The sequence below is a fragment of the Flavobacterium lotistagni genome (genome assembly GCF_011392125.1).
GTDB lineage: Bacteria > Bacteroidota > Bacteroidia > Flavobacteriales > Flavobacteriaceae > Flavobacterium > Flavobacterium lotistagni.
The window spans coordinates 75717-93471 of sequence record NZ_JAAJBU010000007.1; the positions used below are offsets into that span (position 1 = coordinate 75717).

A 17755-nucleotide genomic window follows, 5' to 3' on the forward strand; every position below is an offset into this window, starting at 1 on the left:
ACCACTGAATTACTTGATTCAACTCAAATCTAGCCACATGACCATACTTTACATAGGAAAATCGGCTGAAACTTATCAGCAGTGTGCCGAAAACAAAGATTGCAATCTCATCGCCGTAACCAATAGCATTGAGTGTTTACAACTGCTGGAGCGCAAAAATGAAATCGATGTGATTGTCTGTTCTTATCATTTGCCGGGCAACACAGGATTGTATTTGTTTGACGTTTTGAATAACAAAGCGCTGTTGAATAACAAACCTTTTATTTTGGTTTCAGATGAATATAACAGTTCGCTTTTTGAAGAGGCGTTTGCCAAAGGCATCAAAGATTATTTTGTTGCTTCGAGCACACCGGTTTCGCAAATCATCGAAAGAGCGCAATCATTGCACAAACTAAAAATTTTAAGTACAGCCGAAGCCGAGCCGTCAGTTGCTCAAGAAAACTACCGATTGCCAATCTCTAAAAGGATTTTCGACATTTTGTTTGCCTCATCGGTGTTGATTTTTATCGCGCCCGTAATGCTCATCATCATGCTGGCCATCAGGCTCGAGTCTAAAGGAAAAGTCTATTATATTTCAAAACGAGTAGGCAGAAAAACGTTTGATTTTTACAAACTTCGCTCGATGCGTTCTGGGTCGGATGCCTTGATCAAAGAACTAGCACAAGATAACAATCAGTACAGCAAAGCCAAAGCAATTCCGACGATTGACTTCGACGCGCCTTGCCCAAAATGCAGCCAATTACCGGCAGGAAACAGTTGTTCGCCAGAGCTTCATTTTGACGGAAAAGCCATTTGTGATTATTGGTACAACACCCAAAAAAATGAAATCGAAAAAATGAATTCGACTTTTATAAAAATTGCCAACGACCCAAGAATCACCAGAATCGGAAAATTAATCAGAAATACCAGTATTGACGAACTACCGCAACTGATTAACGTTATCAAAGGCGATATGTCTATCGTGGGAAATCGGCCGCTTCCGGTATACGAAGCAGAATTACTCACCAAAGACACTATGTCTAAAAGGTTTTTAGCGCCTGCCGGAATCACGGGTTTATGGCAAGTAGAATTAAGAGGACGAGGCGGCGAAATGTCTGAAGAAGAACGCATGCGCCTTGACAATGAATATGCCGACCATTTTACCGGGAACAACTATTCCTTCTGGTACGACATCAAATTGATCTTAAGAACTTTTCCCGGATTAATACAAAAAAGTACGGTGTAATTCAAAAAATAAAATCAATGAAAACTATTTTTAAAACAGCCATAATTCTATCTCTAATATTCTTTCAGATGGCTGAGATGAAGGCGCAGAACGTTACTGAAACCCAACTAAAATCGTCGCATACAAAATTAGCGCTTCCGAGTCTAAAAGTTATAATCGATTCTGCGATAGCCCATAACGGCATGCTGAATTATCGAAAATTAGAAATCGATGCCAAGGATTGTAACTTAAAAAGCAAGCGACAATATTGGACCAGAAACTTCGGTGTACAAGCCGATACCGGATACGGAACTTTCAATAATCTATCCTCTATTAACGGTGATAATTCGACGGTAAACTTGGCCAGTAATACCCAGCAAGTGAATTACAATGTGGGGCTTTATTTGAAAATTCCTGTTTTTGATGTGATCAATCGCAAATCACAAATCAAACAAGCCAAATCAGAACTGGAACAAGCCAAAAGTTTGGCAAAATCACAAGAAGACGAACTCAGAGAAATAGTAATACGTAGTTACGAAGAGTTGTTGCTAAAAGAAAATGTTTTAGCGCTGCGAGCTTCCAATCTGGGCAATGCGAAAGTCAATATGGAAATGGTTGAAAAAGAGTTTAGAAACGGTTTGATTCCGATTTCAGAATATGTGCGCATCTCGGATATGACTTCCAGAATCGCCGCCGAATTTGAACAAGCCAAATCAGAATTTTTGGTTTCAAAAAGACTGCTGGAGAATTTAGCGGGTTTCGAAATTAATTAGCATGCAAACTCAAACTGGTAGATCTTTAAGGGGTTAATTTTTTACTGGTCAGTTCTATATGCTTCAAGAAAGGTTTATTTGCGAATAAGCCTTTTTTTGTTGGATATCGCCACAGCTGCAAAAGCAAATAATCCGGGCACAAAACATTTGCGCTTAGTCAGCATTAAATTTCCATTCACCGACAGATAGCTTCAATCCAACGAAATATAAACTATTTAGGCTGACACGGTTGGTAATTTTGGCCTGTAATTATAGCGGTTTGCTCAAAATGTCGCTTTCAACAAAGTAGAAAATAAATACGAAAACACTAAGAACGAGAATATGAAACTCATCGAATTCATCAAACTAATTTTAAAGCACAAGGTCGCTTTTATTGTGATTCCGATCTTTGTCGGTATACTCGCCATTCTGTTGACTTGTAACCCGAAGTACAGTTACTATTCTGAAACGAAACTCTATACAGGGCTTGCAACTGGGTCGTCGGTCGAAATGGACAAATCGTTCAACTATTTTGCGACCAATATCGCGTTTGATAACCTCATTAACATTATCAACTCAAGAGAAACCCAAGAAGAAGTAGCCATTCGCTTATTGAGCCAACATTTACTGCTCGATAAGCCCAATAGCAAGTTCATCTCCGACAAAACTTTTGAGGAAATAAAAGCGGATATGCCACCGGAAATCTACCGTTATGTTGTAAAATCGAGCAGTAGCCTCGACACCATTCCTTACACTGCCGAAGATGAAGCGGCCGTCAACACGCTACCGGAAAATGTCAGCAGGGCAGCTTACGAACAAACCGTGGCCAATTTGATGAAATTGATGAAGAGCAACAATACCAATTTCGTGTATTCTTTGTTGAACTTCGAACATCCTTATTATTCGTTAGAAGCGATTTCAAAAATAAAAGCGGTCCGTATTTCTACCAGTGATTTGGTGCAATTGAGTTATGAAACCGAAGATCCGGGCGTTTGTCAGCAAACCTTGGCGATTTTTAATGAAGTCTGCATCCGAAAATATAAAAACCTTAAAGAAAGCGGTTCTGATGCGGTAATCAAGTACTTTGAAGTGCAACTCAATAATTCCGAAAATAAATTAAAAACTATAGAAGATCAGCTATTGGCGTTCAACCAGAACAATGGCATTATCAATTATTACGAGCAAAGTAAAGCCGTGGCCAATGTCAAGGAAGACATGGATGTGGAATACAATAAAAAAAGAGCCGAACTGGCCGGTTCTGTGGCTTCTGCAAAAAAATTGGAACAAAAATTAGAAGTACAGGAATTGGTGCAAGAAAAAAGCAATCAGATTCTTGAAAACAAAAAACGCCTCGGAGAATTGAACTATGAAATTGTCATGAATGAAGCCAAATCTGACGATGCTGAAAAATCTCCAAACATTGAAGCGCTCAAAAAACAAGCAGCACAACTGCACAACGAAATTAAATCGAGTGTAGCAAAACTATATACTTTTCAAAACTCAGTAGAAGGCGTGTCTACCGCGAAAATATTACCCGAATGGATGGATAAAATGGTTGAATCTGAAAACCTGAAAGCCAAACTGGAAGTAATGAACAAACGCAATGCAGAGTTCGGACAACAATATGCCAAATATGCTCCTGCCGGCGCCATTCTCAAAAAAATCGAACGACAAATCAATGTGGCCGAACAAGAATATTTAGAAATTCTGCATGGTCTGAATTTGGCCAAATTAAAGTTTCAGGATTCGCAACTCTCGAGTAATCTCAAAGCGGTTGATCCGCCATATTTTCCATTAAAACCGATTCCTTCAAAACGAAAAATAATCGTTGTGGCGCTGGTTCTGTTTAGTGTTATTCTTCTGTTGGGAAGTTTACTCGTGATGGAATTCTTTGACAATACCTTAAAAAATGTAGCCCGCGCAGAAGACAAACTAAAAACTCCGGCTTTGGGAATGCTCGCTAAAGTATTCAGAACCAACAACGAAGTTGATCTTCATGGCATTCAAGACCGACTCATGGAACTCATTATTCAAAATCTGAATCACGCGCTCAAAACACAGCAGCCGTCTGACAGAACGAAAATCATCACAATATTCAGCACCCAAAAAAACGAAGGAAAAACCGTCATCGCCACCAATATTGCCAAGAAACTCAAGGCAGCCGGAAAATCATTGCTCGTGCTCAACCACTGCGATGTTTTAAAACCCAGAACAGGCTCTGAAAAATATCCTTTATTGAGTCGTGTGCTCGGTTATGAAGATCCGCGAATCGACTACGATCATCCTTTTTTAGTCAATCCTGCTGATTATTTAGAGGCTTCCGAGTATTTGAATTATGAAGTGAACCAACAATTTTACAGTTCAAACCACTATGATGAACTCACGATTAAAGGCAAAAACGCTCCGAAAAAACCGCTTGATTATGTAATCATAGAATTGCCTAACATCTTAGATACCAATTATCCGGCAGATTTAATTGCCGCCTCTGATTTGGTTGTTCTGGTTTGCCGATCGAACAGATTATGGTCAAAGGCAGACGAAAATTTATTGAACAATATCAAAGAGCTTACTGCGTCAAAACTTCAGTTCATCATTAATGGCGTGGCCTTGGAAGAAGTAGAATCGCTCTTGGGCGAATTGCCTAAAAAACGATCGAAAGCTCGCAGCAAAATCAAAGACATTGTTCGTTTTCAGTTCCATTTAAAAAATCACATCTAATCGTGCTTATTTCCATCAAAAAAATACTCAAAGAAGACAACTTCTTGTCCTTGGCCGGAAACCTTGTGATTGCTGTTTTCGGACTTGGCGGATTTGCCTTGTTGGCCAGAACTTTAAATCCGGAGCAGTTTGCGCAATGGGTCATCTTTATTTCCGGCGGATCGATGGTAGAAATGGTGCGTTTTGGAATCACCAATAATGCGTTGGTTCGATTTCTATCCGGCGCCTCTGAAGAGGAAAGCGAACAATTAATCGGGTCAAATGTGCTCATCAGCTTGGTAAGCACAGCCGGCATTGCCGCAATTATGATGGCCTGCAACTTTATTTTTGAAGAAGCAATTTCAAGCTCTGTTTATGCCTTATTCTTTACTTGGTATCCGCTGTTGGCTTTTGTAAATCTTCCGTGGAATAATGCAATGATTGTATTGCAAGCCAAAATGGAATATGGTAAAATACTGGGCATTAAAACTTTAAATAGCGGATTATTCTTCTTGTTCTTGATTCTCAACAAGCTAGTGTTCAATGTGACTATCGTACAATTGATATGGGTTTTGATAATTATCAACTTAATCTCAACAGTCATTTGCATTTGTGAAGGTTGGGACGGATTAATATTCATCCGAAAAGCCAATAAAGCTACCAATACCACTTTACTGAACTTCGGAAAATACAGCACTTTTACCTTAATCGGCACCAACTTACTCAGAAACGCCGACTTGCTGATTATCAGTATCAGTCCACTCGGTAGCGCGGCCGTTGCATTGTTCAGTATTCCGCTCAAATTGACCGAATTGCAACAAATTCCTTTAAGAAGTTTTGCAGCTACGGCTTTTCCAAAAATGTCGAAAGCCAGTTTAAATGGAAATGTGGGCGAAGTTCGAAAGCTTTTTTACGACTACTGTGGTGCATTGACTTATTTATTTGCCTTGATGTCATTGACCACTTTTGTATTTGCCGAGCAGTTTGTGATTCTCATTTCAGGATTTCAGTACTTAAACTCTGAAGCCTTTGACATTGTAACACTGGTGCGGCTTTTTTCAATCTATGGATTATTATTACCGATTGACCGCATGACCGGAATTGGTTTAGACAGTGTGAATAAACCGCACATCAACGCCGTAAAAGTAATTATCATGCTGGCGATTAATATCATGGGCGATTTAGTGGCGGTTTTCATTTTTAAATCGCTTGCTGCAGTGGCCATAGCTACACTTTTGTTTACAACCGCAGGAATTGTGGTGGGCGCTTATTGCATCAACAAAGAGTTCGATTTTTCAATCATCGAAATTTTTAAAAGTGGCAACCGATTTTACGCCAATATCTGGAACCAGTTCAACCAAACATTCAGAGGTCTTAAGTTTCTAAAAGATTAGTAATGAACTCATTTAACAACCCAACTGATCCTTTTGAGGCTAATTCAGGTTCGCATCGTTTGGCCAATCGCAATGTTTTTGGAGCGTTTTTCATCAGTATCATTCTGGTGACGCTACTGGTGAGCAAAACCGAAATAATGGGTTTGGTCGGGGTTATTGGGCTGCTTTTTACCTTGGGATTGCTTTACGCTATTTTTACCAAGCCAAAGTTGGGAATCATTCTATTGCTGTTCTTGGGCTTTTTTGTTACCGGGTTGGCCCGATATGTTCCACTAACTTGGGGACTGGCTATTGACGGGTTAATTGTATTAATATATTTGGCTTTGTTCTTTAAGGGCTTCGCTCAGAAAATTCCGTGGCATTTGGCAAAATCGCCCCTTACGCTTGTAGTATCCATCTGGATGGGATATATCTTACTACAAATCGGAAACCCTGAAGCACAAAGTAAAGAAGCCTGGTTTTATGCGATGCGCGGTGTGGCTTTGTATCAGTGGCTTTGTATTCCCTTACTTTTTGTGTTGTTCAATAAGGAAAAAGACTTAAATACCTTTTTTGTTGTTTGGGGGCTGCTTTCATTGCTCGGAACATTGAAAGGTTTTATGCAGTTCAAGTTTGGTGTAGATCCGTTCGAACAAAGATGGCTCGATCAAGGCGGCGCAGAAACGCATGTTCTGTTTGGCAAGCTCAGAGTTTTCTCGTTTTATTCAGATGCCGGGCAATTTGGTGCTTCCCAAGGACATGCCGGAGTAGTATTCGGTATTTTAGCGTTATTCAAAAAAGGAAACTTCAAACTCAAATCTTTTTTTATACTCGTTGCCTTAGCCGGGTTTTTCGGAATGATCATCTCCGGAACCCGTGGCGCTATAGCGGTTCCTGCGCTCGGTGGAATTATGTTCCTGATTCTTAAAAAAAATGCCAAAGTGCTTATTACCGGAGGAATTCTTGGCTTGGCCGTCTATGTGTTTTTTGCCCATACAACCATCGGCCAGGGAAATGCTGAAATACGCAGAATGAGAACCGCTTTTGATCCGAACGAAGCTTCCTTACAAGTACGATTAGAAAATCAGAAAAAGCTAAAAGGTTATTTAGCTACTCGCCCATTTGGAGGCGGTGTCGGAGCTACCGGCAATTGGGGACAACGTTTTACGCCCACCACCTTCTTAGCCAACACCGCGACCGATAGCTGGTATGTGATGATATGGGCAGATACCGGCGCTGTCGGACTTGTCTATTACCTGATAATGCTATTCTTCATTTTGGGTACTGGCGCCTATCACGTCATGTATAAACTAAAAGACGAGTGGCTGAAAGCTCGAATCGCGGCTTTAACCTGCGGCATGGCCGGAATCATGATGGCCTCCTACGGGAACGGCGTCTTCGGACAAATGCCAACCGGTATCCTGATGTACGTGGGTATGGTTTTTATGTTCATCGCTCCCAAAATAGAGCAGCAAAAAACGTCCATTCAACTACACTAACCTGCCATCGGTCGAAATATCGCCTATTCACGAATTTGCTCACCGTACGTTTGTACCGTAAAAATTTATTATTATGAACTATCGAAACCTCAACGACTTAAACACTACTATTCTTAAAAAGCTTCACTTAATTCCTAGAGACTTTGATCTTGTGGTCGGAATCCCTAGAAGCGGTATGTTGCCAGCAAATCTATTGGCATTATACCTGAATCTGCCTTACACCGATATTCATTCTTTTATCAAAGGTTACAGCTACAAGTCTGGCGCAAGAAAACAGTTTTTCAGCGACAATGAGTATAAGAAAATTTTGGTTGTGGATGACAGTATCGCGTCTGGTTCTGCCTTACTGGAAAGCAAAAAAGATTTAGCGCATTTAGAATCAAAATACGACATTAAATACTGTGTCATTTATTATACGCCCGAAAAAGGTGACTTAGCGGATTATGCTTTGGAGGCGGTTCCGACACCAAGATATTTTCAGTGGAATATTTTCAACCACACCACCTTAGAAAAAGCCTGTTTTGATATTGATGGCGTGCTTTGTGTTGATCCGACCGATCAGCAAAATGACGACGGAGTTTTATATCAGTCATTCTTGCTTAATGCCGCTCCGCTTTATATTCCCGGCTGTAAAATCGGGACTATTGTTACCTCCAGACTCGAAAAATACCGCACAGAAACCGAAACTTGGTTGGCCCAAAACGGAGTGGTTTACGACAAATTGGTGATGCTGGATTTGCCCGATATGCAGGCCAGGCAAAAAGCAAACAACCATGCCGGACACAAAGCAAAGGAATACCAAAACAGCCAATACACTTTATTTGTCGAAAGCGATTTAGGACAAGCCAAAGAAATCAATCGCCTTACGAAAAAGCCTGTTTTCTGTACCCAGAATTTTGAGATGGTCTATGATGCAGAATCATTGGTATACAACCTCAAAAGTGGCAAACACCTTCCGTTTTTACGCCGATTCGCTTTAACCGTGAGAGACGGAATTCGAAACAGCAAAAAGCGACTAGAACAAAAGTCAATCGCAAAAACCGCCGCAACTGTCAATTAATTTTTTTTCCGGAAATCAATATTAAAAACCTTTAATTCAAAAGATTATGCATGCGATAGAACTTTTTTTAAGCGGAATCGAGTACAGTGTTTATCTGTATTTTACCCTGTCGTGTTTGTATGTGCTGGTGTTTTCAATCGCAGGGCATTTCTATAAAAAAAATCGCAGCGTTAACGCCAAAGCACCATCCAAAATTGCGGTGTTGATTCCGGCTTACAAAGAAGATGCTGTAATTGTTGAAGTTGCAAAATCAGCACTCAAACAAAATTACAACTCAGAAAAATTCGATGTCGTAGTTATAGCCGATTCGTTAAAAGAATCTACCGTCAAAATGTTGCAATCATTGCCCATCATTTTGATTGAAGTTTCGTTTGAAGAAAGCACCAAAGCTAAAGCCCTCAATCAAGCGATGGCTGAGCTCCAAAAAGTGTATGATTATGCCGTGATTCTCGATGCCGACAATATCATGAAAGCTGATTTTCTAACCAAGATGAATGATGCTTTTGCGCAAGGTTATCAAGTGGTGCAAGGACACAGAAAAGCAAAAAACCAAAACACCTCGTTTGCCATTCTGGATGCTGCCAGCGAAGAAATCAACAATCACATTTTTAGAAAAGGCCACAGAACACTTGGTTTTTCATCAGGGCTTATTGGCTCGGGAATGGGCTTTGACTATACGCTATTCAAAACTATGATGGCTTCCGTAAATGCGGTTGGCGGTTTTGATAAAGAACTGGAATTCAGGTTTGCAAAAAATAACATCCTCATCGAATACTTAGATGATGCGGTCGTGCTGGATGAAAAAATTCAAAAATCGGCTGACTTTTCGCATCAGAGAAGACGATGGTTGTCGACGCAATTTATTTACCTTGAAAAATACTTTCTAACAGGTTTTAAAGAACTCTTGCTTCAAAGGAACTTTAACTTCTTCGATAAGTTATTGCAAATGGTTATTCCGCCGAGAATTCTGCTTTTAGGACTGACGCTTTTAATAGCGTTGTACTACGGCATGTTGGTGTTTGTATTTCAACTTAACTCCACCGTTTTGGCCTACGCATGGTTCGGGAACGTTATCATTACCGTTGTCGCTTTCTTATTAGCACTGCCCAAAACATTCTACAACGCAAACACTTTAAAGGCACTTTTTTCTTTACCGTTGGCATTTTCAAGAATGGCGCTCCTACTCTTTAGACTCAGAGGAGCTAACAAGAAATTCATTCACACGGCGCACGGCACCATCCAAAACTAAAAATCATGAGAATAGGTATAGAAGCCCAGCGATTGTTTCGTCCGCACAAACATGGCATGGACCGCGTGGCACTTGAATTAATTTTGAACCTTCAAGTGATTGACAAAGAAAACGACTATTTCATTTTCGTAAAACCAGATCAAGACCAATCGGTCATTCAGCCTACGGCAAATTTTAAAATTGTAGAAATTCCGGGCGGTTTTTATCCGTGGTGGGAACAGTTCAAATTGCCCAAAGTTGCCCAAGCTTATCAGTGCGACTTGCTGCATTGTACCAGTAATACAGCTCCCAATTTTGGAAAAACTCCTTTAATTACAACACTTCACGACATTATTTATATGGAAGGAAGTTGGTTGAAGTTATTGCTCAATAAGGCATCGTTGTATCAAAAATTCGGTAATTTATATCGAAGAATCATCGTTTCAAAAGTTGTAAAGAACAGCCGTCGCCTGATTACAGTTTCTCATTTTGAAAAAGACAACATCAGCCGTTTTTTCAACCTCAACCACAAACCGATTCAGACAATTCACAACGGTGTAAATCAAAATTTTACGGCTACCCTTGCGGCCGATCAGTTGCTCAAAGTAAAAAAGGCTTATCAGCTTCCTGAAGACTATCTTTTACATATCGCGAATACTGATCCGAGAAAAAACACAAGAGGCGTATTACTGGCATTTGACCATTATCGAAAAGAAGTAAATGCCTCGTACAAACTTGTAATTCTAGGCATTAAAGAAGCCGACCTGGCAACCATTTTAAACGATATCAACGCTGCTCATCTTCGCCAGCATATTGTCTTAACTGGATATGTTTCAGATGAAGATTTACCTGCCATCTATCAGCTCTCAAAGCTGTTTTTGTTTCCGTCTTTGCGCGAAGGATTTGGTATTCCGATTATTGAGGCGATGGCTTGTGGCGTTCCGGTGATTACTTCGAATACTTCTTCTATGCCCGAAGTTGCCGGCAACGCAGCTCACCTGATCAACCCAGAGAAGCCGGAAGAGATTTGCGATGGAATCATCAAAATCACAACGGATGCTAGTTACAAAAACGAACTGGTGCAAAGAGGTTTACTTCAAAGTAAAAAATTCTCGTGGAATAACATGGCACATCAAGTTTTAGAACAATACAAACAACTCTATCAAGAAATTAAAAGCTAAAGTGATGATCAAAGGAAAAGACATTGTCATTATTGGGATCCAACCCTGGGACATTAAAATAGGAAGCAACTGCAAAAATATTGCGCTTGAATTTGCAAAACACAACCGCGTGCTTTACGTAAATCCGCCGATGGATCGCAGCACCAGCCTCAAACAACGAGAAGATGAAAGAATCCAAAAACGCCTGCGGATTGCTGTTGGAGAAAGTTCGGATATAGAAAAAATAAGCGATAATCTTTGGAATCTTTACCCAAAAACCATCGTTGAATCGATCAATTGGATTGGCTCTCACCGAATCTTCAAAATGCTCAACAAGCGCAATGCGAGATTATTATCAAAAGACATCCAATCAGCGGTTGCGCGACTCGGATTTTCAGATTTCATTCTTTTTAATGACAGTTCGATGTTCCTTGGGCTTCATTTAAAGGAAATGCTTCGTCCAGAGGTTTATGTGTATTATATGCGTGATTATCTCGTAAAAGTGCCGTACTGGCAAAAACACGGAGAGCGCATCGAGCCCGAAGTAGTAAAGAAGGCCGATGTGCTCACCACCAACTCAGATTTTTTTGCAGATTTCGGGTTACAACTCAATCCGCACAGCTATATGGTTGGGCAAGGTTGTGATGTTTCTCATTTTAGCGATCCTGACAATTCAATAAAAGTACCGGATGCATTAACTGATATTCCTTCTCCGATTATTGGTTATGTAGGTTCATTAACCTCATTAAGGCTAGATATTGGGCTTTTGGAACACATAGCCAACCAAAAGAAAGATTGGAGCATTGTTTTAGTTGGGCCGGAAGACGAGGATTTTAAAAAATCAGATTTGCACCACATGCCCAACGTTTATTTTCTGGGAAGCAAACCCGAAGCCCAACTGCCCAATTACGTCAAGGGTTTTGATGTGGCTATCAATCCGCAAATTACCAATCATCTTACTATAGGCAACTATCCTAGAAAAATCGATGAATATCTAGCGTTAGGAAAGCCTATCGTAGCCACCAAAACGAAAGCCATGAAGATGTTTGAAAATTGTGTTTATCTGGGCGAAAGCCATGAAGATTACCTCAATTTAATAGAAAAAGCGTTGGGCGAAAACTCTCAGGAACTCATAAAAAAGAGAATCGAAGTGGCGCAAAGCCATACCTGGACCAACAACGTTACAGCTATTTATAATGCGATTCAACAAGCCACCGAAGACAAAATAAAATGGAACTGAAAGAAAAAATAAAATCGAATCAGAAGCTCAAAAAACTGGTGCATTGGTCTATTCTGATTCCGAATCAAACCCGGCCGCGATTGTGGATCAAGTATTTCGTGAATCCGTTTTACCACAAAAAAGGAAAAGGCGCGCTCATCAGACCAAGAACCCGCCTAGACGTGGTGCCTTGGAACAAATTCGAATTGGGCGCTCATTCTACGATTGAAGATTTCTCAGCCATCAACAATGGTGTAGGCCCAGTAATTATTGGCGACCGAACAAAAATCGGCTTGAGCAATACCATCATCGGGCCCGTCACGATTGGAAATGATATTCGTTTGGCTCAAAACATCACCTTGTCAGGATTGAATCACAACTATGAAGACATCAGCATTCCTATTCACCAGCAAGGCGTTACTACAGCGCCGATTCACATTGAAGACCACAGCTGGATTGGAGCCAACGTGGTTGTGGTTGCCGGCGTAACTATTGGTAAACACGCTATTGTAGCTGCTGGAAGTGTGGTTACTAAAGATATTCCTCCGTATTGCGTTGCAGTTGGCAATCCGGCGAGAGTAATCAAACAATACAACTTTGAAAACAATACTTGGGAAAAAATCAAACACTAAAACGATGGAATTAAAACTACTTTTTTGGATATTACTTTTTACGGTATTCTACACTTACATAGGTTATGGCATGCTACTTTTTGTCATTATCAAAATCAGAAGGTTTTTCAAGATCGGCACAACCGAAACCGTTGACGAAAGCTACGAGCCCGAAGTAACTTTGTTTATCGCGGCTTACAATGAAAAAGATTATGTAGCTGCTAAAATGAAAAACACAGCAGAGCTGGAATATCCGAAAGAGAAATTAAAAATCGTTTGGGTTACTGATGGTTCTGACGACGGCACTCCAGAAATGCTCTCAAACTATCCGAATACAACAGTGCATCATTTAGCAGCCAGAAACGGAAAAATTGGAGCCATGAACAGAGGAATGGCTTTCGTCAATACGCCAATCGTAGTTTTTAGCGATGCGAATACAATGCTCGGAAAAGAATCTATCAAACGCATTGTCAGGTTATTCAGCAATGACAAAGTTGGTTGTGTTTCGGGTGAAAAACGAATTTTTAACCAAGACCGCGACGTGGCCTCCGGTGCCGGAGAAGGGCTTTACTGGAAATACGAATCGGCGCTAAAAAAATGGGATGCCGAATTGTACTCTGTGGTAGGTGCTGCCGGAGAATTGTTTGCCATCAGAACGCCTTTATACCGCCACGTTGAAAAAGATACCTTACTCGATGATTTCATGATTTCGTTGCGAGTAGCTCAAGAAGGTTATACCATTCAGTACGATCCGGAAGCCTTTGCCATAGAAACCGCCTCAGCCAATGTAAAAGAAGAGTTAAAACGCAAAATAAGAATTTCGGCAGGCGGTATCCAATCAGTGGTTCGGTTGCGGTCGTTGTTGAATGTTTTCAAATACGGTACCTTGTCATTTCAATACATTTCACATCGGGTTCTTCGCTGGACGTTGGCTCCGCTTTGCTTGCTAATATTAATCCCGACTTCGTTCATTTTAGTTTACCAACAAGGTTTTCTTAAGGTAAGATTGTATCCTATTTTATTTTGGCTACAGCTTTTATTTTACGGTGCTGCGTTGTTGGGTTGGTTTTTAGAAAACAGAGCAACCCGAATAAAAGCACTCTTTGTTCCGTATTATTTCTTCATTATGAATCTTTCTGTGGTCATGGGTTTTGTGCGTTACATCAGAAACAACCAATCTGTGAATTGGGAGCGCGCCAAAAGAGCGGTTTAGGTTTTAGTCATCAACAATACTCATTCGTCAAAAATTGAAAACAGGAATCATCATCATTTGCTACAACAATGAACACCACATTGATCAGGATCTTTGCGTCGGGTATATAAAAAAAATTAAAGAGGTGCAATTCTGTTTGGTGAACAACAGCAGTAAAGACAATACCTACGAACTCTTGAAAGACATTAGTGAAAAATGCGCCAACGTTGCTGTAGTAGACATCAAAAAATACAAAAGCAGTAAATCAGCGGTGAAGGCCGGAGCTCGATTTATGTTCAACGAATACAATTTAAAACAGCTCGGATTTGTTACCACCAACACCTTTTCTAAGTTTGAAAATTTAGGCGCTTTACTCCAGTTTATTCAAAAGCACCAACTGGATATTTTAGGTTATAACGAGAAAATTTTAGCTATGAAAGAAACAAAACCTACCTTTTTCCAAAGCTTATTTCCTGTAGTAGATTATCTGGCAAAAACCAATGAACAGACTGAAATCGCAGCGACACAATATTAACCGCAGCAAAGTAGAATTACAATAAGTTGAGTCGCTTCATCAATTCGGGTCGGTTGGCGCGGCTTACCGGAATCACATCTTTGCCAATCAAAACACTATTGTCTTCGATGTCGATGATTTTTTTGGTATTGATAATAAACGAACGATGCACTTTTAAAAACAAATCTTTGGGCAATTTGTCTTCGATTTTTTTGACTGTCGAATGCACGACGTAGTTTTTGCCTTCGGTTTTAATGTGGATATAATCGCCTTTGGCCTCAACGATATTTACTGCAGCAAATTCAATTTTAATCAAACGACGATCAATGTTGATGTAAAATTCGTTGGCGTTGTCTTCAGCTACTGTTTTATTCGCACTTGTAGAGGCTACGGTCAACTGCTTTGCATTGGCTTTTTGAATGGCTTTCTGGAAGCGATCTTCTGTAATGGGTTTTACTAAATAATCTACGATGCACTCGTACTCAAAGGCTTCGATGGCGAAGTTCTTATCCGAAGTTACTAAGATGACTTTCGGCGGATTTTTGATGGTTTGGATAAAATCGAAACCGGTAAAATCGGGCATGTGAATGTCAAGAAAAATCAAATCAACCGGATGCTGATTCAAATATTTAATCGCCTGCATGGCATTCGAACACTCTTGGACTAATGTCAATTGAGGCGTATTCTCAACCATTTGTCCGATAATCGCTCTTGCCATTTCTTCGTCATCGATAACAATGCAATTCATACCTTAAATCAAAAAATTATAATTCCTGAACAAACTGCTGCATCACATTGAGAATGGTTTCAAAATCAGATTGCAACACCGTACTATTATCTTTCAATTGTATTTCAAATTGTTCAGCAATATAATAACTTTTATCAAGACCCAGCAGGGAAATTTTATGTTTCAATTTATGCACAGACGCAGCCGCCTTCGCCCAATCATTATGATGCATTTGGTTTTGATACAAGGCGATTTCTTCGGGCAATTCTTTTTTTAAAATGGCAATCATTTTGGCTTTAAATTCTGCATTATCGCCTGAAAGTTGTTCGATATAGTGGTTGTTGGGTTGTTCCATTAGTTTTTTGGAAAAGTGAAATAAAAAGTGGTACCGACGTTTTCTTGGCTTTCGAGCCAAATTTTACCGTGATAAATATCAATGATTTTCTTTACAATCGAAAGCCCGATGCCCGATGACGGATCGTTGCTGTGCAATTTCGAGAACACGTCAAAGATTTTATTTTGGTGTTGTGCTGCGATGCCGATGCCGTTGTCTTTGATGTAAAACTGCATTTCTGTTTCGGTTTCCGAGCTGCCGATTTCAATGATGCCGGCACTTTTGTCGTTGTATTTTATCGCATTCTGAATAAGGTTCTGAAACAACTGATTGAACCGAAATTGATTGCCAAAAACCTTAGGCAAGGTATTGTTTATTTTGAGCGTAATGTGCTCAGGAACATGAATCGTACGCACCACTTCGTCAATTAAAATGTTTAAATCGATCACTCGGTCTTCAACTTCTTGCTTTTCGACAGACGAATACACCAAAATCCCTTTGATGAGTGAATCCATTTTTTCAACGTTGGATAAAATAGTGTGCATCGATTTCTTATTCTCTTCGGTCATCATCTCGGCGTTGTCTTCCATAAACCAGTTGATTAAGGTATCAATGCTTCGCAAAGGCGCTTTCAAATCGTGCGAAACCATGTGCGCATATTCATTTAAGGCCTGATTTTGCTTTTCGAGGTTGACCAATAATTCTTCACGTTGCTTGTTGATTTTAATAATTTCAGCGGCTTGTTGCTTGATGTATTCTGAAGATTTTAGCTTATTGGTATTTGAAAATTTATCAACTTCAAGGTTCATCGAGTTTAAAATCGATTCCAGATTTCTGTTGATATCTTTCAGACTTTCCGATTCTTCGCGCAGTTTTTGGTTGGCGGCATAGAGCTCATCCGAACTGATTTTCATGGCGCGTTGCAACATTGCAATTTGCTCCTCATAATTTTCATACGAATTGTCGACAGCTTTAAAAAACAAGTCAATGTTGTTCAGACCGGTGTCTAAATGCTTGGCAATTTGTCTTTTTAATAAGGAGTTCATTATTCGCTGATTAAGGTTAAGGTCATCGTTTGGTTGTGCAATTCACAAGCGGTCTGGCCATGAAATGGAGCCATTTCGCCATAGGAATAAAAACCAGTGATGGCAGTTTGTTTTCCGATGATTTCTTGCACTTGTTCAATTTCTTCTTCGACCCTTTGGTTCATGACCAATTTTCTTCCGATGCAACTGACCAACAAGGCCAATTGTGGAGGCGAATTTCTTTGTTCCATTGCAATTTCAGCAGCACGTTGAGCGCCGGCGGCAATACCATCTACCGAAGCCATCATGAGTTGCACCCGCGAATTGACCGGAACATCGCCGGCCAGTAACATCGAATTATTGTCGTCATGGATATTTAAAATCGTGCGTACGACCGGTTCGCTTTTGCCTTCAGGCGTAACATTCAACGGATATAACAGCGAAGCTTGGGGCAATTCGCTGGCTTTATCACCCAAATAATTTTTGTATAAATCGAGTGCCGGTTGGTCGTCGATCTCGAAAAGTATATTCGATTTTGACCTTGTGATTTTGCGTTCGGGGCCAAACGGAATCCAGCCGCCAAAACTGGCAAAACTAATCTCTAAGGTTTCGCCGTAAAAACCAATCAAAACCACTTCGCCTTCTTTCGGATTTTCTTTGTACGACGCTAAGGTTTTCAGGAATCTGGCGTCATCGCCACACATCCCGCCGGTAATCGAAACCGAATTGGTGAGTTCTTTTTCAAGGCCATCAATCAACGAACTGCCATTGACCATACTGCCTTCAGAAATTACAAACAAATGTTTCAAATTGGCTTTGGGAATCTTATTGTACAGGGCTTCACCGAGTGGTTTTGCTTTTTTATCGAAGTTTAAAATGTTCTCAGTCACGATTTCAAAACTGCTTTTTTCAAACTCAATCGCGGTTACTACAATAGAACCATCGTGTACTTGGTTTTGAATGATTTCACCCGAAGTAGAGCCAAAAACCAGATGTTCGTAGGGAAATTGCGCGCGGATATCGGCGATTACTTCGTCTTGTTCCAACAGAAATCGATTGGCAAAAACCAACACTAATGGATTGTTTAAAACGGTATTCTCTTGAACGAATTTCCAAGGTTGGTTGGCTACTTTTGATGCTTGAACGATTCTCATAATGCA

16 protein-coding genes are annotated in these 17755 nt (G+C 40.3%); 12 read left to right on the forward strand and 4 right to left on the reverse strand.

The window, feature by feature from the left end; translation table 11 throughout:
- Nucleotides 1–37: 37 nt before the first annotated feature.
- The 12 genes from G4D82_RS14460 to G4D82_RS09335 all read left to right on the forward strand — a co-directional run bounded on the left by G4D82_RS14460 (nt 38) and on the right by G4D82_RS09335 (nt 14530).
- The gene (locus G4D82_RS14460) at nt 38–1225 is read left to right on the forward strand and encodes a sugar transferase (RefSeq protein ID WP_166336917.1); all 1188 of its coding nucleotides are present in this window, start codon (nt 38–40) and stop codon (nt 1223–1225) included.
- Nucleotides 1226–1242: 17 nt separating this feature from the next.
- Nucleotides 1243–1977, forward strand: a complete 735-nt coding sequence (locus tag G4D82_RS09285) for a TolC family protein (RefSeq protein ID WP_166336918.1) — start codon at nt 1243–1245, stop codon at nt 1975–1977.
- A gap of 321 nt (nt 1978–2298) precedes the next feature.
- Nucleotides 2299–4674, forward strand: coding sequence for a GumC family protein (locus G4D82_RS09290; protein WP_166336920.1), 2376 nt, complete (start codon nt 2299–2301; stop codon nt 4672–4674).
- A 2-nt stretch (nt 4675–4676) separates the two neighbouring features.
- Entirely contained in the window at nt 4677–6047 is a 1371-nt protein-coding gene (locus tag G4D82_RS09295; protein WP_166336922.1) for a lipopolysaccharide biosynthesis protein, read from the forward strand.
- Between the two features lie 2 nt (nt 6048–6049).
- On the forward strand, nt 6050–7525 hold the full coding sequence (locus tag G4D82_RS09300; RefSeq protein WP_166336924.1) for an O-antigen ligase family protein: 1476 nt from the start codon (nt 6050–6052) through the stop codon (nt 7523–7525).
- A gap of 73 nt (nt 7526–7598) precedes the next feature.
- The gene (locus G4D82_RS09305; protein WP_166336926.1) at nt 7599–8585 is read left to right on the forward strand and encodes a phosphoribosyltransferase family protein; all 987 of its coding nucleotides are present in this window, start codon (nt 7599–7601) and stop codon (nt 8583–8585) included.
- A gap of 46 nt (nt 8586–8631) precedes the next feature.
- Nucleotides 8632–9834, forward strand: a complete 1203-nt coding sequence (locus tag G4D82_RS09310; protein WP_166336928.1) for a glycosyltransferase — start codon at nt 8632–8634, stop codon at nt 9832–9834.
- 5 nt (nt 9835–9839) lie between these two features.
- Nucleotides 9840–10994, forward strand: a complete 1155-nt coding sequence (locus G4D82_RS09315; RefSeq protein ID WP_166336930.1) for a glycosyltransferase family 4 protein — start codon at nt 9840–9842, stop codon at nt 10992–10994.
- Between the two features lie 4 nt (nt 10995–10998).
- Nucleotides 10999–12213 carry a glycosyltransferase gene (locus G4D82_RS09320; protein WP_166336932.1) on the forward strand — a complete coding sequence of 405 codons (1215 nt, stop codon included), beginning with the start codon at nt 10999–11001 and terminating at the stop codon, nt 12211–12213.
- Complete coding sequence (locus G4D82_RS09325) at nt 12204–12824, forward strand: acyltransferase (RefSeq protein ID WP_166336934.1); 621 nt, start codon at nt 12204–12206, stop codon at nt 12822–12824. Before G4D82_RS09320 ends, G4D82_RS09325 begins: the two co-directional genes overlap by 10 nt.
- A 4-nt stretch (nt 12825–12828) precedes the next feature.
- A complete protein-coding gene (locus G4D82_RS09330) occupies nt 12829–14016 on the forward strand; it encodes a glycosyltransferase family 2 protein (protein ID WP_166336936.1) in 1188 nt (395 codons plus the stop codon).
- 34 nt (nt 14017–14050) lie between these two features.
- A complete protein-coding gene (locus G4D82_RS09335) occupies nt 14051–14530 on the forward strand; it encodes a glycosyltransferase (RefSeq protein ID WP_166336938.1) in 480 nt (159 codons plus the stop codon).
- Nucleotides 14531–14546: 16 nt separating this feature from the next.
- On the opposite strand, the gene G4D82_RS09340 is transcribed toward G4D82_RS09335, so the two are convergent.
- Genes G4D82_RS09340 through G4D82_RS09355 form a run of 4 tightly spaced genes read right to left on the reverse strand, consistent with a single transcriptional unit; the run spans nt 14547 to nt 17749 of the window.
- Entirely contained in the window at nt 14547–15257 is a 711-nt protein-coding gene (locus tag G4D82_RS09340; RefSeq protein ID WP_166336940.1) for a LytR/AlgR family response regulator transcription factor, read from the reverse strand.
- 16 nt (nt 15258–15273) lie between these two features.
- Nucleotides 15274–15591 carry an Hpt domain-containing protein gene (locus G4D82_RS09345; RefSeq protein WP_166336942.1) on the reverse strand — a complete coding sequence of 106 codons (318 nt, stop codon included), beginning with the start codon at nt 15589–15591 and terminating at the stop codon, nt 15274–15276.
- Nucleotides 15591–16616, reverse strand: a complete 1026-nt coding sequence (locus tag G4D82_RS09350) for a sensor histidine kinase (protein ID WP_166336944.1) — start codon at nt 16614–16616, stop codon at nt 15591–15593. Before G4D82_RS09350 ends, G4D82_RS09345 begins: the two co-directional genes overlap by 1 nt.
- Entirely contained in the window at nt 16616–17749 is a 1134-nt protein-coding gene (locus G4D82_RS09355; RefSeq protein ID WP_166336946.1) for an FIST signal transduction protein, read from the reverse strand. The genes G4D82_RS09350 and G4D82_RS09355 overlap by 1 nt, the downstream gene beginning before the upstream one ends.
- Nucleotides 17750–17755: the final 6 nt, after the last annotated feature.

Excerpts from the sequence above, each read along its gene's own strand:
- G4D82_RS14460 (WP_166336917.1), top strand. The coding sequence starts at position 38 with ATGACCATACTTTACATAGGAAAATCGGCTGAAACTTATCAGCAGTGT.
- G4D82_RS09285 (WP_166336918.1), top strand. The coding sequence starts at position 1,243 with ATGAAAACTATTTTTAAAACAGCCATAATTCTATCTCTAATATTCTTT.
- G4D82_RS09290 (WP_166336920.1), top strand. The coding sequence starts at position 2,299 with ATGAAACTCATCGAATTCATCAAACTAATTTTAAAGCACAAGGTCGCT.
- G4D82_RS09300 (WP_166336924.1), top strand. The coding sequence starts at position 6,050 with ATGAACTCATTTAACAACCCAACTGATCCTTTTGAGGCTAATTCAGGT.
- G4D82_RS09305 (WP_166336926.1), top strand. The coding sequence starts at position 7,599 with ATGAACTATCGAAACCTCAACGACTTAAACACTACTATTCTTAAAAAG.
- G4D82_RS09310 (WP_166336928.1), top strand. The coding sequence starts at position 8,632 with ATGCATGCGATAGAACTTTTTTTAAGCGGAATCGAGTACAGTGTTTAT.
- G4D82_RS09315 (WP_166336930.1), top strand. The coding sequence starts at position 9,840 with ATGAGAATAGGTATAGAAGCCCAGCGATTGTTTCGTCCGCACAAACAT.
- G4D82_RS09320 (WP_166336932.1), top strand. The coding sequence starts at position 10,999 with ATGATCAAAGGAAAAGACATTGTCATTATTGGGATCCAACCCTGGGAC.
- G4D82_RS09325 (WP_166336934.1), top strand. The coding sequence starts at position 12,204 with ATGGAACTGAAAGAAAAAATAAAATCGAATCAGAAGCTCAAAAAACTG.
- G4D82_RS09330 (WP_166336936.1), top strand. The coding sequence starts at position 12,829 with ATGGAATTAAAACTACTTTTTTGGATATTACTTTTTACGGTATTCTAC.
- G4D82_RS09340 (WP_166336940.1), bottom strand. The coding sequence starts at position 15,257 with ATGAATTGCATTGTTATCGATGACGAAGAAATGGCAAGAGCGATTATC.
- G4D82_RS09345 (WP_166336942.1), bottom strand. The coding sequence starts at position 15,591 with ATGGAACAACCCAACAACCACTATATCGAACAACTTTCAGGCGATAAT.
- G4D82_RS09350 (WP_166336944.1), bottom strand. The coding sequence starts at position 16,616 with ATGAACTCCTTATTAAAAAGACAAATTGCCAAGCATTTAGACACCGGT.
- G4D82_RS09355 (WP_166336946.1), bottom strand. The coding sequence starts at position 17,749 with ATGAGAATCGTTCAAGCATCAAAAGTAGCCAACCAACCTTGGAAATTC.